Genomic DNA, 18,083 nt, shown 5'->3' with positions numbered 1-18,083 from the left:
CGCCGCCCGCCGAACGGATCTTCTTACCCCTTGAAATCCTCCGGCGTCATCAGCGGACCAGTCGCCATGACCATCTGATAGGGATCGATCATCGCCCCAAAAACCGGCACCGCGTTGTTCTTGAGGAATTCCTCGCGAAGCGGCGTGTCGTCCTTGAGCAATTGCCAATAGGCCGGAGCGCCTGCCGACGAAGACGTCGTCATGCCCGGCAGCATGGAAACGGTATTGAGGGGCAGCTTGTCTGCGAAATAGCTGATGCCGACATAGGCTGCATCGATGCGGCCGTCCCGGACCGCGGTCAGCGTACCCTTGGCCTTGGCGATCTGACCGGCAGGAAAATACGTCCAGTCAATCTCGCCGTTGGTGAGTTCCTCCACACGCTTCATCCAGATTTTCATGGCGTGCTCGGACAGATAGTGACCGGCGGGGAAGCTGTCAGCGAAGGTCAGCGTCTTCGCATCCGCGGACGTGGCACCGGAACCTGCAAGAACGGCACCGGCAAGCATGCCCCCCACAGCAACCGCACAACGGTGCAACAAACGTTTGATCATAGTTCAATCCTCCTCGGGTTTCATGAAAGTCTTATCGCGACTGCAGAGTAATTTCACTGTGTGAAACGTCACTTCATTTTATTCTACTCAAAGCCTGCCATCGCGCAACCGACTTTTTCGCCGACCGCGCAAAGGCTTGCGTGACGTTCAGGTACCTTGCGTCAGTTTCCTGTGAAGACGGCTGGTCGTTTTTCCAGAAGCGAGGCCACCGCCTCGACATGATCCTCGCTGGCCTGGGCAAGCGCCTGCAGGGCAGCCGACATTTCCAGAAGCGCGGCGAGATCGCTGCGGCAGGACTCACGCAGGAGGCGCTTGGTCATGCGCACCATCCGCGGCGGATTGGCCGCCACCCTGAGCGCCAGAGAGCGGGCTTCGGCCATCAGGTCGTCTTCGGAAACGACCCGCGAGACGAGACCACAGGCGAGCGCCTCGTCGGCATCGATCGCGTCACCTGTCAGCGCCATTTCACATGCCTTCGAAAAGCCGACGACACGCGGCAGCAGCCAGGCACCGCCATCGCCCGGGATCAGGCCGACCTTGACGAAGCTTTCGGCGAAACGGGCTTTTTGCGAAGCGATCCGCATGTCGCACATCAGGGCCAGGTCGCAGCCGGCGCCGATCGCCGGACCGTTGACGGCGGCGATGACCGGCACCTCGAGCGCCTCGAAGGCAAGCGGCAATCGCTGAATACCATGCCGGTAGTTGATCCGGGTCTGGGCCGGCAGCGCATCATTGAGACCGCCCGTAGCACCCATCTTCTTCAGGTTCCCACCCGACGAGAAGGCCGTGCCCGCACCCGTCAGAATGATCACGCGCACGCCATTGTCGGTTTCCAGCGCGGCGAGCGCCTCAAGCAGTGCGGCAATCATGTCATCGTCGGAAATGGCATTGCGGTTCTCGGGCCGGTTAAGGGTCAGTGTGGCGATCCCCTCGTCGTCCTTTTCGACCAGAACAGGCTTAGTCGTACGTTCGTCCATTTGTTTTCCTCCCAATTTTTTGCCCACCGGATCAGCGCAGCCCAAGTCCACGGGCGATGATGCCACGCATGATTTCACGCGTGCCGCCCCGCAGCGAGAAGGCCGGAACATTCAGGATCGCGTGGGCAAGCACAGCCTCGAAATCGTTTGTCGCCTGGAGGGACGGCTCGGCAGCAATCAGGCTGCGGGCGATGTCCGGCACCTCCTGTTCCAGGAGTGTCCCGAGATCCTTGATAATCGCCGCGTGCAGGGTCGGGTTCTCCCCCTTCTGCAGCATACCGGCGACCGAACGCGACAGGCGGCGCAGCACGACAAGATGGGCGACCAGCCGTCCGACCGCCTCATAAGCCGCCGGCGTGGCGACACCCTCCAACGTACGGACGAGTTCCCGGATCAGCGTGAACGTTGACAGGAAACGGTCGGGACCGCTGCGCTCGAAGGAAAGTTCGCTCATAACCTGAGCCCAGCCGTCACCTTCCTTACCTATCAGCGCCGAGGCCGGCAGGAAGACATCGGTAAAGGACACCTCGTTGAAATGATGCGCGCCGGAAAGGTCGAGGATCGGCCGAATCTCGATACCCGGCGTTGTCAGATCGACCAGGAACTGGCTCATGCCGCCGTGACGATCCCCCTCATCCTCGCCGGTGCGACAGAACAGGATCATGTAATGGGATTTGTGGGCATAGGTCGTCCACAGCTTGGCGCCATTGACAACGTAGCCGCCATCGACTGGGCGCGCACGCGTGCGGGTCGCGGCCAGGTCAGAACCGGAATCCGGCTCGCTCATGCCGATGCAGAAGAAACAATCGCCAGCGGCGATGCGCGGCAGGATCTCCTGCCGCTGTTCCTCGGAACCGAAACGCAGCAGCAATGGGCCGCTCTGGCGGTCGGCGATCCAGTGCGCGGCGACCGGTGCGCCGGCAGCGAGCAGTTCCTCCAGCACCACGTACCGGTGGAGGCTCGAGCGTTCGGCCCCGCCATATCGCTTGGGCCACGTCATGCCGATCCAGCCTTCCGCGGCCATCTTGCGGGAGAAGTCCGCGTCGAAGCCGCTCCAGGATCGGGCGAGGTCCACCGGTTTGCTGCCGGCGAGTTCGCGGGCGAGAAAGGCGCGGACCTGCCTGCGCAGGTCCTCGGCATCAGCCGGAATCTCGGGAGGGGAGAAGACGAAATGCTGCATGGGGGTCTCCGACAGGTGGTCAGCTCAGGCGGCGGTAATGGTCGGCCAGAGGTCGTCGGCGCCGCCGGCAATCACTGCCTCGCCGAGCCGTCTGGTCCACTCGGCCTCGCCGCCGAACTCGTCGCGCCACGACCACAGGCGCCGGGTATGGAAATGCAAGGCGTGTTCATGCGTGAAACCGATCGCGCCCGTGGATCTGGTGGGCGATCGCGGCGGCGGACCCCGCAGCCTCGCCAGCACGGGCCTTGGCCGACGCGGCAAGAAGCAGGCTCGGGCTTCCCATAAGGCAATTCAGCGGCAAGCTCCGCAGCACCCCGAAGCCGCCGCCGTCTGCGCGGCCAGAATTGCAAGCGATTGCTGGATTGCCTGGAACTTGCCGATCGGGCGCCCGAACTGCTTGCGTTCTCCCGCATAGTCGACCGTCATGGTGAGGACCGCATCGAGCGCGGCCGGCGATCTGCAGGCTGCGTAGCCCCGCGCCGAGCATCCGTAGCGCGTCGCCGGTCAGCGACACGTGTGCCACGGCGTCTGTCGACACTTGGGCATCAAAGGTCACCGTGTCGCGCGGCTCGCGGGCAAGATTGGCGCCTTCCTCGACACTCCATCCTCCCCGATCGACACGCACCAGCCGTGCCCCGTCGCCCGCTTCCACGAACGCGACCATCGCGACCGCATCTCGCGCCCAGGGAACCCGTGCGGCCATGCCTGCAAGGCGCCAGTCCTTGCCGTCAGCGACAAGCGTTCCGTCATCGCAAGCCCGTATCTCGGCAAACGTGAGCGGCCCCTCCGGCACATCGAGCCCAGCAGTGGCAAGAAGTCTTGCGGCAAGCATCGTCTCCACGAGCGGCAGCGGCACCGCATGATAGCCGGCCAGGCGAACGAGATCGGCCGCCACGCGATCGGAAATCCCGAAGCCGCCGTTCTCTTCCGGAATGAGCGCTTGCGGAATGCCTGCGTCGGCGAGCGCGGCCCACGCATCGGCAAGCCATTCGCCGGCCTCGGCACGACGCATCGCCTCCGCCGTGAACAGGTCCTTGAACAAACGCGTCGCCGTATCGGTAACGATCGTGTCAATCTCAGTCACGTGACCCTCCCCGGTCCGTTTCTGCCATAGCCGGCTGCAGAGAGCGGCTTTCGGCAGATCGCATGGTTATTTCATCAGATGAAATATCATTTCATATTTTGTAACGCAAAGGAGGCGTCTGTCGCAAGCAGCTTTTTCGCCGCCTGGTTCAGAACAAACGCGTTTCGGAAAACCGACTTGGATTAAGACGCCGTCTGCGCCAATGCCTGCCCCATTTTCCGGGCGGTTTCCTGCAAGGGCCCGAGCAGAGTGGTAACCGCCTGGGCGGGCGTCATCGCGCTTTTCAGATAAACGACGTTCATCGAGGCATAGATTTCCGAACCGCTCATCACCGGCACGCCGATCGCCGAGACCTTCGCGCCATATTCGCTGGCGGAGTATTGCTCATTCATGGTGGCATAGCCCCGCTCGCGGATGGATGCGAAGAAGGCTGCCCCATGATCGGGTTCGCGCGCGATATCGTTCCAGGGCGCGGGATCGTCCTCAAGACGTTTCAACGCCTCCAGTCTGACCTCTTCGGAGCTGTGCGCGATGTAGGCAAGACCGAGGCTCGCCCCGAGAAGCGGAGAGCGATAGCCGGCGATGCGGTTGAACATCAGCGGGCCGCTCTGACGCGAGGTCTGGATAACGAGCATGGCATCGTTGTCGAACAGGCCCACATCCGATGGCCAGCCGACATCGTCGCGAAACGTCTCCAGTATCGGGCCGACAACGGCGCCCCATCACCGTGTGGCGGTCATAGCCGGAACTCAGCGTCAACGTCTTGCCGGTAACGCGATAGGCGCGCTCGCCGGGATTGCGCAGGATGTAGCCGCTGTGTTCCAGCGTCTCCAACATGCGGACGATCGTCGCTTTGTCGAGACCGGTGTGCCGGTGAATGTCACCCACGGTCGCGCTCCCCGTCGAACCAATTGACGGCGGCGAGAACATCAAGGACGCGGGTAGCGGCCACAACCGGACGGTAGGATCCCATTAGTCGGCTCCAAAAAATACACTATTGCGTTCCATGCCGGGGCACGCGGACAAAGTCAAAGTTTTGCTGCATATCCCCCTGCCGGAACAGCGGACGTAACGGAAAATTGGGACGAAGGGAAATCGACCGCATGACGCCGCGCCTCGTGTTGAATACCTGTGTCAGCACCGGCCGGACGTGTGCTCGCCTTCAGGAAAGCTTTGAGGAAACGGCTCCGTTAATCGTAATCGCCCCGATCATTTTGTGCATTTTGATTGCCTTCCCGGAAATAACACTGTTTTTACCGGACCTGATGAACCAGTGAACACTCCAGGACGTGATGGACAAGCCCCAGGCGACAGACTTCCCTTCGACCCAAACAGATCCTCTCGATCAGTTGTCCGGCAGCAAACTGTCCCCCTACCGCCGGTTTTCGGCACAGCAGTGGTCAGAATTCCGGGCCGATACTCCGCTGACCCTGTCGGAAGACGAGGTCAAGCGGCTACGTTCTCTGGACGACCCCGTCGATCTCGACGAGGTTCGGCGTATCTATCTGTCCCTGTCCCGTCTCTTGTCGTCCCATGTGGATGCGTCGGTCAATCTGTTCCAGGAACGCCGGCACTTTCTCAATATCGACGAGATGATCAAGACGCCCTTCGTGATCGGCATCGCCGGATCGGTCGCCGTCGGCAAATCGACGACCGCCCGCATCCTGAAGGAGCTGATGGCGCGCTGGCCCTCAAGCCCGAAGGTGGACCTGATCACCACGGACGGGTTCCTGTGGCCGAACGCCACCCTGCAGGAACAGGGCCTGATGGACCGCAAGGGCTTTCCCGAGAGCTACGATGTCGGCTCCGTCCTGCGCTTCCTGTCGCGGATCAAGGCAGGCGATCGATCGGTGCAGGCTCCTGTCTATTCGCACCTCACCTATGATGTCGTACCGGACCAGTATGTGACGATCGACCGGCCCGACATCCTGATCTTTGAAGGCATCAACGTGCTGCAGGTGCGCGACCTGCCCGAAGACGGCAAGATGGTGCCGTTCGTCTCCGACTATTTCGACTTCTCCATCTATATCGATGCCGAAGAAGAGCTGATCCACGACTGGTATGTGACCCGCTTCATGCGCCTGCGCGAGACCGCTTTCCGCGATCCGCAATCCTTCTTCCATCGCTATGCGGAACTCCCGGAAGAAGCCGCCCTGGCGCGGGCCGAGGATCTCTGGGAGAGCATCAACCTGCAGAACTTGCACGAAAACATCCAGCCGACCCGCCCGCGCGCCGACCTGATCCTGAAGAAGGGATCAAACCACCTGGTCGAGGAAGTCCTGCTCCGGAAATTGTAAGGACACAAGCCGGAGCCGGTCGGCAGGACTGCTGCCGGCCGTCTTACCGTTTCCGGAAATGGTAGGCAGCGCAGGGTTGGTGCAGAAGATGCCCGCCCGACGAGCGATCAAGCGACTGTTCAAAGCGCTCTTCGATCGCTGTCCGGTTTTCTTCAAAGATGCGGTTGCGTGCCGGATCCACCCGGACGACCTGCTTCAGAAAATCCTCGAAAGTCGGATAGGAGCGCGAGAGCGTGTATTCGGCCTTGTCGAGCAGTTCGAACGCGCCATCCCCCTGGCCCAGCGCCCCCATGATCTCGTGCGAGCGGGTGCGCACCTCGGTTTCGTCTTCCACCAGACGAACCACGTCGAACATGGAGCCATAGGGAAAAGGTTCCACGACATGCAGCCGTCCGCCTGGCTTCAGGACACGGCCAGCCTCCTGCAGCGCAAGGGACTGAACCTCTTGCGGCACATGGTGGAACGAGAAGAAGTAGCACAGCAGGTCCTGGGAACCGTCAGCGAGCGGCAAGGCTTCCGCGCGCCCTTCCAGAACCGCGACATCGGACGGCAGCTTCGCCCTGGCAGCCGCGACCTTGTCCGGATCGATTTCAATCGCGGAGACTATGGCTCCCGCTTGAAAGAGCTGAGCTGAAAACGCACCGCTGCCCGCCCCGACATCAGCCACGGCCTTGTTTTTCAAATCGAAAAGTGTCGAAAGATGCTCGATATGTCCCAAACCGGTTTCCAACCTTTCACAGCCCTGCAATCGCGGGTTTCGTCATGACATAGCCTAAAGCTATGACTGCACTAAGATTTATGGATTAGCAGTAAATAACAATTGCGCCTCACACTCGCAGCCATTGGAAAGGCGCTGTTTTCGAGTGGCCGACCAGGTGGGAGGACAATCGAAGATGAAGCTCGGTGGACGTTTTAAGAATGTCTCGCAGGAGAAGATCGTTTTCACGATCACACTTGCGATGTTCGCAATCTTCGCCTTTTCCCTAGATGGATTCATAGGCACAAACAATCTCCTGGCTCTGTTGCGAAGTGTCGCAGTGCTCGGGATTCTCGGACTGGGCATGCTGATTGTCGTCCTGGGCCGGGGCATCGACCTGTCGATGGTGGCCAACATGGCCATCTCCGTGGCCTGGACGATCCAGCTTGTCGGCACCGGCATGCCCTTGTGGGCGGCGCTTGCCATCGGCCTCGGCTTTGCGCTGGGGATGAGCCTGATCACCGGCATCCTGGTCGCCTTTGCCGAGATCCCGGCGATCTTCGCGACCCTCGCCATGGGCACCTTCATCTACGGCTTCGGCCGGGCTCACCTCATCACCGGCACGGATGTCGTCTATCTGCCGGCGAATTTCGGCTGGGCGGCCCAGATCGGACAGGGGCGCATTCTGGGCGTTCCGATCCCGATTATCCTCGCAGCGATCCTGGCTGTCGTCGTCTATCTCTTCCTCCGCTTCTCGAAGCACGGCTGGAACACCTACAACATCGGCGACAACACCCAGGCGTCCCGGATCACCGGCATCGCCGTGCGCCCGACCATGGTGCTTCAATACATGCTCAGCGGAACGGCCGCCTATCTCGCCGGCCTGATCACCGCGACGGCGGTCCAATCGATGAACACCCGGATCGTCAATTCCAACATGATTTACGACGTGATCCTCATCGTCGTGCTCGGTGGCGTCAGCCTGTCGGGCGGCCGGGGCAGCGTCCGTAACGTTATCGTCGGCACGCTTCTGATCGGCGTTCTGGTGAACGGCATGACCATCATGGACATCCAGTACACCATCCAGAACGTGATCAAGAGCCTCATCCTTCTGCTCGCGATCGTCGCGGACAGCGTCATCAATCCACGTGATGAACAGACCGGACAGCAAGGCGATATCTGATCCGGCCCAAACAAGAAAAACACGGAATACCCAGCTGAATGAATACATTGGAGGACAGCAATATGACTTGGACCAATCTGAAGAAAATGGCCCTGTTGGCCGTAGCCGGGATCGGCCTCGCCGGCGGCGCGCTGGCACAGGAACCCAACGACCCGTTCCGCGGCCCGGCACTCGATGCGCTGAAGGACAAATGGGTCGCCTACCTGCCGATCTCGGCCGGTTTTGACCTGGCACAGGCCTGGGGCGGTGTGGTCAAGGAAGAGTCCCAGCGCTACGGCATGAAGTTCACGATCCAGGATCCGAACTGGTCGACCGATGCAATGGCACAGGGCATGACGTCCCTGATTGCCGAGCATCCGGACGTGATCGTCACCCAGAACCCCGACACCCAGTCGCTTGCCCGCCTGATGATGCAGGCCAACCGTCTCGGAATCGCGGTCATCCAGATGAACATGCAAGGTGCCGTTCAGACCGATGCGTTTGTCGGACCGGACTACGTTGCAATGGGCCGCGAGATTGCCGAAACGGCGATCAAGCAATGCGGCGAAGGCACCAATACCTCGCACAAGATCTCCATCGTGCAGGGCGTGCTCACCGGTGGCGTCAGCTACTTCCAGGTCCAGGGCATCATGGAGGTCCTGAAGGGGCGCGAGGACATTCAGATCGTCTCGAGCCAGGCAGCCGACTGGGATGCGTCCAAGGCGCGGGCAATCACCGAAACGGTCCTGCAGCAGCACCCGGATCTCTGCGCCATTCTCGACATGTGGGATGGTCAGGCCATCGGGACCGGGGCAGCGGTGAAGCAGGCGGACCTCGCCGACAGCGTCACCGTGATCACCTCCGGAGGGGGGGCTGCGAGCACCTGCGACCTGATCCGCGACGATACGTTCGACATCGTTTACAACTACGACGCGCCCGGCATGGGACGCGACGCCTGGACCGCGATCATGATCGCTCTGCAGAACGGCGGCGGCGGCAAGCTGAAGACCCAGGTGTTCTCCCCGACCTACGTGATGACCAAAGACAACGTGGACAAGGCCTCCTGCTGGGATTCCGAAATCTACGCGAGCCGTCTCCGCTAGGGACATCCGCTCAGGACGCAGGCCACGTGTTCACGACCGTGGCCTGTCGTCTGCAAAAGCTCCAACGACAAGAACAATGACCACATTCATGGGGGAGATGGTCCCGTGTCGCTAGTACATAGCCTCAAGAAAGCCCGGTATCGCTTTTTCCCCGATCATGTCGTCGGCGAGATGCTCTCCAAGAGCTGGATCGACAACGCGATCCCCTTCACCTTCATGATTATCGTGGTCGGTGTCATCGGGATGCTGCTGCCTAACTTCTTCACCGGCAGCAACATCTCGATCCTGGCCCGTCAATATGGCGAACTGGCCCTCGTAGTGCTCGCCATGACGACCGTGATCCTTGTTGGCGGCATCGATCTCTCGGTCGGATCGAACTTCGCGCTCGCCAACTTCCTGATGCTTTATTTCCTCAACCTGGCGCATTTCCCGGTGGGGGTCTCCGCACTCCTGACGGTTCTGATCACGGCCGGTGTCGGTCTGATCAACGGGCTGCTGGTCGGCTATCTGCGGCTCCGGGCATTCCTGACAACACTTGTGACCCTGATTATCGTACGCGCGATCGTCGACCTCCTGCTTTTGGAATACGCCCAGGACATGTCGATGTCGTTCTACACCTCACCGCTCTGGGACATGATGGGTCTCGGCGGGGTCTGGATCTTCCCCTTCAGTTTCGTCGTGCTGGCGGTTATTGCCGTGATCGCCCACATCGCCTTCAGCCGCTCCGGCCCCGGCTGGCGCCTTCTGGCCATCGGCGGGTCGCGCCGGTCCGCCTTCAACATGGGGCTGCCGGTCAAGCGGATCGTCTGTTCGGCCTATGTGATCTCCGGCGCCCTCGTCGGCATGGCCGGCGTTCTATACGCCGCACGCCTGAGCGGTGCCGGCACCGACACGGGCATCGGCCTGGAAATCTCGGCACTGACTGCGGCGATCCTGGGCGGCAACTCGCTCGGCGGCGGACGCGGCTCGGTTCCCAAGGCCCTGATGGGGGCCGTGACCGTCCTGGTGCTGTCCAACGGCGTCCTTCGCCTTGGCCTGAACAGCGGTTCCGGACCGATGGTCCTCGGCCTTGCTCTTCTGTTCGCTGTCTTCGTGGACGTGCGCTGGATGAAGAACCGCCACAAGCTCCTCAGCAAGGTCTACGTTTCGCCCACCCTGATGGAAATGCCGGAACCGCGCCCGACCGACAACGGTCCGTTCGAGGTCAATGACCGCTTGAGCAAGGTCGACGTGATCGCCCTTGGCGAAGTGGAAAGCCCGGAAGACGTGATCCTCGACGAGGACGACAATCTCTACAGCGGCAACCGTCACGGCGACATCATCCGCTACTTCGCCCCCGACTACAAAACCCATGAGGTCTACGCCCATATCGGCGGCGCGCCGCTCGGCATGAGCTTCGACAAGGACGGCAATCTGCTGGTCTGCGTCGGCGGCATGGGTCTCTACATGGTCTCCAAAGCAGACAGAAGCGTCGTCAAGGTAACCGACGAAACCAACCGGTCGCTGTTCTCAGTCGTCGACGACAGCCGCCTGCGTCTGGCCGACGACTTGGATATCGCGCCTGACGGCAAGATCTATTTCTCCGAGGCCACGATCCGTTACGAAATGCATGACTGGCCCGTGGACGCCCTGGAGAGCCGCGGAAACGGCCGCATCATCTGCTACGACCCCGCGACCAAAAAGACCCGAACCGTTCTGAAGAACCTGATCTTCCCGAACGGTGTCTGCACGGCCCATGACGGCAAGTCGATCCTCTTTGCCGAGAGCTGGGGCTGCCGGATCAACCGGTATTGGCTGGAGGGCCCCAAGAAGGGCAAGCTTGAGATCCTCGCCGACAAGCTGCCGGGCTATCCCGACAACATCAACCGCGCCTCCGACGGGACCTACTGGGTCGCCATCATGGGCATGCGCTCCCCCGCCCTTGATCTGGCCCTGAAGATGCCGGGCTTCCGGCGGCGCATGGCGCGGCGGATCGCGGCCGACCAGTGGCTCTATCCCAACCTCAATATCGGCTGCGTCGCACGGTTCAACGACAAGGGCGAATTCATCGAATCCATGTGGGACCGCCATGCCGCCAATCACCCGATGATCACCTCCATGCGCGAGCACAAGGGCTGGCTCTATCTCGGCGGTATCACCAACAACCGGATCGGACGGATCCGTCTTGAAGGCATGAACGACAGCTGGAGCGGTTGGTCCAGTTACTGGGGCGACAAGGCGCGGAGGCAGGCATGAGACAGACGTTTATCGCGCGGAAGCTCGACAGCTTCCTCGGACGCGGCTCCGCAGCCGTGACCGTACCGGCCCTGGATGGCGCCCTGAAACCGAACAACCGGCTGGAGGACCTGCCGCAAGGGATTTCCGGACAGGCACCGGACTGCATCGTCTTCTGGCAGGGACAACCGCTCTGGTCGGACGGGGCGCAACTCGTCATGCAAGACGGGAGGAAGATTGATCTCGGATCCGAGATCACCGCCCTGGCGACGAATGGCGAGACCCTGGCCGTTGCGACGCTTGCTGACGGATTGCTGGTGCTTGGCACCGGTTTCGAAGCCGTGACACCGAACTGGAACAGGGATGTCCGGAATATCACCGCCCTGGTCTTCGGACCGGATGGCACCATCTGGTTCTGCATCGGATCGGAGCAGAATGCGCCCACCGAGTGGCGTCGCGATCTGATGGAAATGAACCGCAGCGGCATGATCGGCCGCGCCGATCCGGCGACAGGCGAGATCCGCATCGTCAAGCACCGCTTGCGGTATCCCTCCGGCATTGCAGTTCTTCCCAACGGTGCGGTCGTGTTCAGCGAGGCCTGGTCTTCTCACGTGGTCGAAATGGCAGCCGACGGCGCCATGACACGCATCGTTCTGGATGAAATTCCCGGCTATCCGGGACGCATTCAGGCACGCGCGGGCGGCGGTTATTGGCTTTGTATCTTTGCCCCGCGCAGCACGCTGATTGAATTCGTCCTGAGAGAACCCGGTTACCGCAAGGCCATGCTCCGTGAGGTGCCCTCCGATTATTGGGTGGCTCCCAACTACTCCAGCGGCAAGTCCTTCCATGAGCCGATGCAAGGCGGCGCTCTGAAGCAGATGGGTATCCTCAAGCCCTGGGCGCCGACCCTTTCCTATGGCCTCGTGATCGAACTGGATGAGGACTTTATCCCGGTGCGCAGTTTCCATAGCCGGGCGGGTGGCCGCCGGCACGGCATCACATCTGCCGTGGAAGCGGACGGCCACCTTTGGCTCACGGGGCGAGGGTCCGGAGAAGTCCTGCGTTTGAACCTTGAGACCGAGGGAGAATCGGCATGACGACACCCGTGGTCGAACTTCGAAATGTCACCAAGGAATTCCACGGCAACCCGGCGGTCAAGGGCGTTTCCTTCGAGTTGCACCCCGGCGAGATCCATTCCTTGCTGGGAGAAAACGGTGCCGGCAAATCGACGCTGACCAAGATGATCGCCGGGGTCTATGAGCCGACCGACGGCGAAGTCCGCTACCTCGGCAGCAAGGTGGCTTTCACCAGCCCGCAGGAAGCGCTTGAAAGCGGCATCGCGATGGTGTTTCAGGAAACCAGCCTGATCCCCTCTCTGACCGTCGCGCAGAACCTGGAACTCGGAAACGAGCAATTCCTGACACGCCTTCGCGGTCTCTGGATTTCCGCACAGCAGTTCCTGCAATCGCTCAGCTTCGAGGTGGATCCGACCGCACTGGTCTCCCAGCTTGGTGCGGCACAGAAGCAGATGGTCGAGATCGCCCGCGCGGTCCGCCACAATGCCAAGGTCATCATCTTCGACGAGCCGACGGCCACCCTGACGCCCGAGGAAAAATACCACTTCTTCAATCTCGTCAATCGGCTGAAAGAGAATGGCGTTTCGATCGTCTTCATCAGTCACGCCCTGGAAGAAGCGCTGACCATTTCCGACCGGATCACCATTCTGCGGGACGGCGAGCATGTCATCACCGATGAGGTCAAGGCCTTCGACCGAGACAAGATCATCGGCCACATGGTCGGGCGAAGCCTGACCAACGAGCTGTATGGCGACAAGCAGGGCAAGGAACGAAAGGGACGGCCCGCCGGCAAGCGCGTGCTTTCGGTCCAGAACCTGTCCATGGGATCGATCGTCCGCAACACCTCGTTTTCCGTTTTCTCAGGCCAGGTTACCGGCGTCTTCGGCCTGGTCGGCTCGGGCCGTACCGAAACCTTCAAGATCATTTCCGGCGTTCTGAAACGCGACTTCTTCCATGGCGGAGAGGTGCGACTCAGCGGCAAACCGGTGCGCTACCGCGTTCCCCGCCCGGCGATCCGCGACGGCATCGTCTATGTCACGGAGGACAGGAAGGTTGAGGGCTTCTTCGAAACCAAGTCGATCGCCCAGAACATCTATTCCGGCCTGGTCGGGGCGGATCTCAATGAAAGCCCGGTGATCAACTACGCCGAGATGACCGAACTGGCCAAGGTCTGGACCGAGCGCCTGAACGTGAAGGCGATCGACAACAACTCGAAGGTCATCGAGCTATCGGGCGGGAACCAGCAGAAGGTCGTGCTCGCCAAGGCCCTGGTTCAGAAGCCGAAGCTGATCATTCTCGACGAGCCCACCCGCGGTGTCGATGTCGGCGCCATCGCCGAGATCCATGAAGTGATCAACGAGCTTGCGAATGCCGGTTTGCCGGTGGTGATGATCTCTTCCTACCTTCCCGAAATCCTTGCCCTGTCCGACCGTATCCTCGTCTCGCGGCTTGGGCGTATGGTCGAGGAGTTCGCCATCGAGGAAGCGAGCGAAGAAAAAATCATGTACGCCGCCGTCCACTAGACCGGTGCGCGAAGGGAGAGACAAATGAAAATGAAAGCCGCAGTCCTGGAGGAGATCGGTCGTCCGGGTCCTTATGCCGAAACCCGTCCGATCTCGGTCTGTGAGGTCGATCTCGATGGGCCGCGCGACGGAGAGGTCCTGGTCGAGATCGCAGCGGCGGGCCTTTGCCACTCGGACCTGTCCGTGGTCAATGGCGACCGGCCGCGACAGCTGCCCCTGGTCATGGGACACGAGAGCGCCGGCATCGTGCGCGCGGTCGGGCCGGACGTCGAACGGTTTGAGCCCGGCGATCACGTCATCTCCGTCTTCGTGCCAAGCTGCGGGCATTGCGGCCCGTGCCGGTCGGGGCGGCCGGCCTTGTGCGAACCGGGAGCGGCTGCCAATGGCACCGGCATGCTGATCGGCGGCGGGTCACGGCTGAGCAGAAACGGCGAAACCCTCTACCATATGACCGGCGTTTCCTGCTTTGCCGAGTACGCCGTCGTATCGCAGAATTCCCTTGTGAAGATCGACAGCTCCGTCCCTCTGGACATTGCCGCCCTGATGGGTTGTGCGGTTCTGACCGGCGCCGGTGCCGTGTTCAACACCGGAGACGTCTGCCCCGGATGCTCGACCGCGGTTGTGGGCCTTGGCGGCGTCGGTCTTTCGGCCGTCATGGCAGCCTATGCGGCCGGCGCGGAAAAGATCGTGGCCGTCGACATTATTCCCGACAAGCTCGAACTCGCCAAAGAGCTCGGCGCCACCCATACGATCGATTCCTCAAAGGAAGGCGCTCTGGAGGAGCTCCGCGAGCTGACCTCCGGCGGGGTCGATACGGCGATGGATTTCACCGGCAACGTCAATGCCCTGCGCTTTGCCTATGACGCCACGCGCCGTGGCGGCGCGACGGTCACCGCCGGCCTGCCGAACCCCAAAGCCATGCTGCAGATCCCGGCTGTCGGCCTGACCGGGGAAGAGCGCACCCTCAAGGGGTCCTACCTTGGATCCGGTGTTCCGAGCCGGGACATCCCGCGCTTCCTCGCCCTCCACGCCCAGGGCCGCCTGCCGGTGGAACGGCTGATGACCGAGAAGATCCGTCTGGAAGACATCAACGAGGGGTTCGACCGCCTGCACGAAGGCAAGGCGATCCGCCAGGTTATCGATTTCAGCTGACATAAAGAGGACGATCATGGAGCGCACCACGGGCATCCAGACCTATCAATGTTACATCAACGGCGAATGGGTCGAACCGGCAACCGGCGAGTATTTTGAAAGCGACGATCCCTTTACCTCCAAGGTGTGGGCAAGGATTCCCCGCTGCGGGGCAGAGGACGTGGACCGTGCCGTTGAGGCGGCCAACAACGCCCTCAACAAGGGCGACTGGGCCACGATGCACCCGACCCAGCGGGGCCGTCTTCTCAACCGGTTCGCCGATATTCTGGAAAGCGAGGCCGATCACCTCGCCCGCATCGAAGTTCAGGACAACGGCAAGCTCTATGCCGAAATGCGCGGCCAGACCGGCTATCTGCCCCAGTGGTTCCGCTATTTCGCCGGTCTTTGCGACAAGATCGAGGGCTCGGTCATCCCGATCGACAAGCCTGACATGTTTACCTACACGACCCACGTGCCCGTCGGTGTCGTGGCAGCGATCACGCCCTGGAACTCTCCGCTCCTTCTGACCACCTGGAAGCTGGCTCCAGCCCTGGCCGCCGGCTGTACCGTGGTGCTGAAACCGTCCGAATTCACTTCGGCTTCCACCCTTGAGTTCTGCAAGCTGGCGGAAAAAGCCGGCTTCCCGGCCGGCGTGATCAACGCCATTACCGGGTATGGCGCCGAGGCTGGCGCACCGCTTACGGAACACAAGGGCGTTCACAAGGTCGCCTTCACCGGCGGGGATGCGAGCGGACGCCATATTGCACGCTCGGCCATGAACACCTTCAAGAGGCTGACGCTGGAACTCGGCGGCAAATCCGCCCAGCTCGTCTTCCCGGATGTGAATGTGGAAAGTGCCGCGCGCGGTGTCGTTTCCGGCATCTTCGCGGCGACCGGCCAGACCTGCATCGCAGGCTCACGCGTTCTGGTGCACGAGGACATTCATGACGCCTTCGTCGACGCCTTCCTGAATCTGGCCAGGACGGCCCGTGTCGGGGACCCCATGAATACGGACACCCAGGTTGGCCCCGTGACGACCAAGCCCCAGTTCGACAAGATCCTGTCCTCGATCCAGATGGCGCGGGACGAGGGTGCGGAATGCGTTCTCGGCGGCGGACCCTCGGAACGGCCCGAATGCGGACAAGGACGGTTCATCGAACCGACGGTTTTCACCGGGGTCGACAACGCGATGAAGATCGCCCAGCAGGAGGTCTTCGGCCCGGTTCTGTCCGTCATCAAATTCCGCGAGGAAGAAGAGGCCTACCGGATGGCCAACGACACCGATTACGGCCTGGCCGCGGGAGTCTGGACGCAAGACCAGGGCCGCATGTTCCGCGCAGCCAAGGCACTGCGTGCCGGAAACATCTGGACCAACTGTTACCGCGCGGTGTCCTACATGGTGCCGTTCGGCGGTTTCAAGTCCTCCGGCATCGGGCGTGAAAGCGGGCAGGAAGCTCTCAATGACTATCTGGAAACCAAGTCCGTCTGGATGGACTACGGCCCCGGCCCGGCCAATCCATTTGTCATGCGTTGAGACCCGATGAAGCCAAAGCGCCATAGACGAGACCTATAACGATTGATCGTTCACTTACAGTCTGGTCTTATGAGCTGAAATAATGTGGCACCGGGGACGTCCCGGTGTTTCACGACAGGCGCGAGGCCGTATTGGATATTCGTCAGCTCCGATATTTCATAGCGATCGCGGAGGCGCGTTCCGTCTCCGCGGCGGCCCATAAACTTCGGATCGCGCAACCCTCCCTCTCCCAGCACCTTGTGAACATGGAACGGGAATTGGAGGTGAAGCTGGTCGAACGGTCACCCCGCGGTTCGGTGCTGACCAACGAAGGCGAAACCCTTCTCAACCACGCCTATGAAATCTGCCGGATGGTCGACACCTGCATTTCCGAAATCAAGGAGCTATCGGGAGAGGTCTGCGGCAAGGTCAGGTTCGGAATGCCGCCCTCTGTCTCCATGGTGATGTCCGTTCCGCTTGCGGAGACGGTTCGGCTGGAGCTGCCGAAAGTGCGTCTGCGGGCCAGCGAGGCCATGAGCGGTTTCATCAAGACCTGGATCGACGATGGCACCGTGGAAATCGGTTTTCTCTACGATCTGATTGGCGTCGAGCATTTTCAGGCAACTCATGTTCTGGACGAACATCTATTCTTTTTCTCCGCTCCCGACGCCTGGCCACTAAAGTCAAAGCCAGGGGCACCGGTCGCCATGAGCGATCTGGTGCATGCGGAGCTGGTTCTGCCCGGCGAGCCTCATGGGCTCCGGCGTATTATCGAAAAAGCTGCCCGCAAGGCCGGCATCACGCTCAACGTGACGACGGAGCTCGATGCGATGACGCAAATCAAGGAGCTGGTCGCCAGAGGCTCGGGCTACTCCATTTTTGCACCCGCTGCCTGCCATGACTTCGTCGAAACCGGGCGACTCCTAAAAGCGCCGATCGTGGATCCGGTGATTTCCCGTCCCGTCTATCTGGTAAGAAACCCCTCGGCCGTCCAGACCAGGGCCTGCGCCGCGGTCGAAAAGCTCACACTGCAGGTGGCTCGGGAGATGGTCGACCGCGGACTGTGGGAGGGCCAGCTCGTCGCGACAGAGGGAGAGAACCTCCCTCAGACCGCTTGAGCTTCCATGGTCACGACATTCGCCTCCAGATCCCGGACGCGCAGGGCCAATTTCCCTTCAACCTCTCTAGCCTCGACGACTGCCGGCCGATCACAGATCAGCGGTGACAGCCCGCGATAGGTAAAGTCTTGCGGCAGGCGCTTCAGGATTTGAGCCGCAAGGATCTGCATCCAGGTCGACTGGAGCGGCCCATGAACGACCAGCCCGGTGTAGCCTTCCGTTCCGATCGCATAGGCCTTGTCGTAGTGAATGCGGTGGCCGTTGAAGGTCATCGCGGAATAGCGGAAAAGCAGTGTTGACGTCGGCAGGACTTCGATGGAGCGCAATGCCTCCCAGGGCTCGGCCTGAGGCGGCTGGGGCGTCGGCGCATCCGGAGACGGATCTTCCCGATAAACGATGTTCTGCTGCTCCGAAATCCCGGAGGTCCTCGCCACACAGATAGCTGTGATCAACCGTT

Annotated in this window: 19 protein-coding genes and 1 pseudogene; 11 read left to right on the top strand and 9 right to left on the bottom strand. The window is 61.4% G+C overall.

Annotated elements, in window-relative coordinates; genetic code table 11:
* Nucleotides 1-23 precede the first annotated feature (23 nt).
* The 5 genes from ABIN98_RS14590 to ABIN98_RS14570 form a co-directional block, all read right to left on the bottom strand.
* Nucleotides 24-551 (bottom strand): hypothetical protein, encoded by a 528-nt coding sequence (locus ABIN98_RS14590; RefSeq protein WP_346911056.1) that lies wholly within the window; start codon nt 549-551, stop codon nt 24-26.
* Between the two features lie 161 nt (nt 552-712).
* Nucleotides 713-1,528 carry a crotonase/enoyl-CoA hydratase family protein gene (locus ABIN98_RS14585; protein WP_346911054.1) on the bottom strand — a complete coding sequence of 272 codons (816 nt, stop codon included), beginning with the start codon at nt 1,526-1,528 and terminating at the stop codon, nt 713-715.
* Between the two features lie 31 nt (nt 1,529-1,559).
* Entirely contained in the window at nt 1,560-2,708 is a 1,149-nt protein-coding gene (locus ABIN98_RS14580; RefSeq protein ID WP_346911052.1) for an acyl-CoA dehydrogenase family protein, read from the bottom strand.
* A gap of 24 nt (nt 2,709-2,732) precedes the next feature.
* On the bottom strand, nt 2,733-2,867 hold the full coding sequence (locus tag ABIN98_RS14575; RefSeq protein ID WP_346911050.1) for a hypothetical protein: 135 nt from the start codon (nt 2,865-2,867) through the stop codon (nt 2,733-2,735).
* Nucleotides 2,868-2,999: 132 nt separating this feature from the next.
* Nucleotides 3,000-3,134: an acyl-CoA dehydrogenase family protein gene (locus tag ABIN98_RS14570; RefSeq protein WP_394701510.1), complete on the bottom strand. Its 135-nt coding sequence runs from the start codon at nt 3,132-3,134 to the stop codon at nt 3,000-3,002.
* Nucleotides 3,135-3,246: 112 nt separating this feature from the next.
* Between ABIN98_RS14570 and ABIN98_RS14565 the strand changes: the two genes are divergently transcribed.
* Entirely contained in the window at nt 3,247-3,822 is a 576-nt protein-coding gene (locus ABIN98_RS14565; RefSeq protein WP_394701509.1) for a hypothetical protein, read from the top strand.
* 152 nt (nt 3,823-3,974) lie between these two features.
* Here the strand turns inward: ABIN98_RS14565 and ABIN98_RS14560 are convergent, their stop codons facing one another.
* Together ABIN98_RS14560 and ABIN98_RS14555 are read right to left on the bottom strand one after the other, a co-directional pair.
* Nucleotides 3,975-4,451, bottom strand: a complete 477-nt coding sequence (locus ABIN98_RS14560) for an IclR family transcriptional regulator C-terminal domain-containing protein (protein WP_346911047.1) — start codon at nt 4,449-4,451, stop codon at nt 3,975-3,977.
* Nucleotides 4,452-4,596: 145 nt separating this feature from the next.
* Nucleotides 4,597-4,722: pseudogene (locus ABIN98_RS14555) on the bottom strand (helix-turn-helix domain-containing protein); the annotation flags it as partial.
* Between the two features lie 173 nt (nt 4,723-4,895).
* Between ABIN98_RS14555 and ABIN98_RS14550 the strand changes: the two are divergent.
* Nucleotides 4,896-5,069: a hypothetical protein gene (locus ABIN98_RS14550; protein WP_346911045.1), complete on the top strand. Its 174-nt coding sequence runs from the start codon at nt 4,896-4,898 to the stop codon at nt 5,067-5,069.
* Between the two features lie 15 nt (nt 5,070-5,084).
* Nucleotides 5,085-6,089, top strand: coding sequence for a type I pantothenate kinase (gene coaA, locus ABIN98_RS14545; protein WP_346911043.1), 1,005 nt, complete (start codon nt 5,085-5,087; stop codon nt 6,087-6,089).
* Between the two features lie 43 nt (nt 6,090-6,132).
* Here coaA and ABIN98_RS14540 read toward each other — a convergent pair whose 3' ends face one another.
* Nucleotides 6,133-6,807, bottom strand: coding sequence for a class I SAM-dependent methyltransferase (locus ABIN98_RS14540; RefSeq protein ID WP_346911041.1), 675 nt, complete (start codon nt 6,805-6,807; stop codon nt 6,133-6,135).
* A 175-nt stretch (nt 6,808-6,982) separates the two neighbouring features.
* Between ABIN98_RS14540 and ABIN98_RS14535 the strand changes: the two genes are divergently transcribed.
* From ABIN98_RS14535 to ABIN98_RS14500, 8 genes are all read left to right on the top strand, one after another.
* Nucleotides 6,983-7,969 (top strand): ABC transporter permease, encoded by a 987-nt coding sequence (locus ABIN98_RS14535; protein WP_394701508.1) that lies wholly within the window; start codon nt 6,983-6,985, stop codon nt 7,967-7,969.
* 62 nt (nt 7,970-8,031) lie between these two features.
* Nucleotides 8,032-9,051 (top strand): sugar ABC transporter substrate-binding protein, encoded by a 1,020-nt coding sequence (locus tag ABIN98_RS14530; RefSeq protein WP_346911037.1) that lies wholly within the window; start codon nt 8,032-8,034, stop codon nt 9,049-9,051.
* Between the two features lie 171 nt (nt 9,052-9,222).
* Nucleotides 9,223-11,286, top strand: coding sequence for an ABC transporter permease (locus tag ABIN98_RS14525; protein ID WP_394701512.1), 2,064 nt, complete (start codon nt 9,223-9,225; stop codon nt 11,284-11,286).
* Entirely contained in the window at nt 11,283-12,362 is a 1,080-nt protein-coding gene (locus ABIN98_RS14520; protein ID WP_346911033.1) for a strictosidine synthase, read from the top strand. The genes ABIN98_RS14525 and ABIN98_RS14520 overlap by 4 nt, the downstream gene beginning before the upstream one ends.
* Nucleotides 12,359-13,864, top strand: coding sequence for a sugar ABC transporter ATP-binding protein (locus ABIN98_RS14515; protein WP_346911031.1), 1,506 nt, complete (start codon nt 12,359-12,361; stop codon nt 13,862-13,864). Before ABIN98_RS14520 ends, ABIN98_RS14515 begins: the two co-directional genes overlap by 4 nt.
* Before the next feature lie 24 nt (nt 13,865-13,888).
* Entirely contained in the window at nt 13,889-15,016 is a 1,128-nt protein-coding gene (locus ABIN98_RS14510; protein WP_346911029.1) for a zinc-dependent alcohol dehydrogenase family protein, read from the top strand.
* Between the two features lie 34 nt (nt 15,017-15,050).
* Nucleotides 15,051-16,529: an aldehyde dehydrogenase gene (locus ABIN98_RS14505; RefSeq protein WP_346911146.1), complete on the top strand. Its 1,479-nt coding sequence runs from the start codon at nt 15,051-15,053 to the stop codon at nt 16,527-16,529.
* 104 nt (nt 16,530-16,633) lie between these two features.
* Entirely contained in the window at nt 16,634-17,626 is a 993-nt protein-coding gene (locus ABIN98_RS14500) for a LysR family transcriptional regulator (RefSeq protein WP_346911027.1), read from the top strand.
* Here ABIN98_RS14500 and ABIN98_RS14495 read toward each other — a convergent pair.
* Nucleotides 17,614-18,078 (bottom strand): hypothetical protein, encoded by a 465-nt coding sequence (locus ABIN98_RS14495; protein ID WP_346911025.1) that lies wholly within the window; start codon nt 18,076-18,078, stop codon nt 17,614-17,616. The genes ABIN98_RS14500 and ABIN98_RS14495 overlap by 13 nt on opposite strands.
* Between the last annotated feature and the right edge of the window lie 5 nt (nt 18,079-18,083).

This window comes from uncultured Roseibium sp. (assembly GCF_963675095.2).
Taxonomy (GTDB): Bacteria; Pseudomonadota; Alphaproteobacteria; order Rhizobiales; family Stappiaceae; genus Roseibium.
The sequence above is the reverse complement of the archived record's forward strand: the minus strand, read 5'-3'. Positions and strand labels throughout refer to the sequence as shown.